The sequence below is a fragment of the Sulfitobacter sp. 1A13353 genome (genome assembly GCF_043557255.1).
GTDB lineage: Bacteria > Pseudomonadota > Alphaproteobacteria > Rhodobacterales > Rhodobacteraceae > Sulfitobacter > Sulfitobacter faviae.
Map to the genome: position 1 here is coordinate 1 of NZ_JBIFFS010000028.1, position 1,024 is coordinate 1,024.

Here is a 1,024-nt window from a genome sequence, read left to right on the forward strand (position 1 = left end):
TAGTTTTGGAGGCAGTTCCGGGGTTGAGCCCCGGGATTTCACCCCCAACTTTCCAATCCGCCTACGCGCGCTTTACGCCCAGTAATTCCGAACAACGCTAACCCCCTCCGTATTACCGCGGCTGCTGGCACGGAGTTAGCCGGGGTTTCTTTACCAGGTACTGTCATTATCATCCCTGGCGAAAGTGCTTTACGATCCTAAGACCTTCATCACACACGCGGCATGGCTAGATCAGGCTTGCGCCCATTGTCTAAGATTCCCCACTGCTGCCTCCCGTAGGAGTCTGGGCCGTGTCTCAGTCCCAGTGTTGCTGATCATCCTCTAAAACCAGCTATAGATCGTAGACTTGGTAGGCCGTTACCCCACCAACTATCTAATCTAACGCGGGCCGATCCTTCTCCGATAAATCTTTCCCCCGAAGGGCGTATGCGGTATTACTCACCGTTTCCAGTGGCTATTCCGCAGAGAAGGGCACGTTCCCACGCGTTACTAACCCGTCCGCCGCTAGACCCGAAGGTCTCGCTCGACTTGCATGTGTTAGGCCTGCCGCCAGCGTTCGTTCTGAGCCAGGATCAAACTCTCAAGTTGAAACGCTGTTACCAGCGTATCCTTGACGTCGAACCTCTGCACATCGACCTGCATCCATTACTGAAAGATGCAGACCATTCTCTGTTTGTTGTGCTTCAGCTACAAAGTAGCGAAAGCCGTCCAAACAGTGAAGCTGACACTCCATCATCGGGCCGGAACCCTAAGAGCGCGATATACAGACGTTGATCCATCGAATGAACCAAACCGCCCACATATCTCTTCAGATATCAAATTTTCAAACAGCGTTGAGACAAAAGAAACTGAGATGCGCCCTAACTTATCGGCGCGCCCCGCCTCGATTACCTCGAATTCTTATCCGCCTCGTGATCCGAACCACCGCGTCTCCGCTGCCGTCCGCCCCGTCTGGCGCCCCAGCGGTGCGTCTCAGCGCCGCCGGTAGAGGGGGTTCTAAGGTTACTGGGGCAAAGCCGCAAGC

General features: G+C 54.7%; 1 rRNA gene. It reads right to left on the bottom strand.

The features are described 5' to 3' along the window. A 16S ribosomal RNA gene (locus ACGYLO_RS22100) occupies nucleotides 1–588 on the bottom strand; the annotation flags it as partial. Nucleotides 589–1,024: the final 436 nt, after the last annotated feature.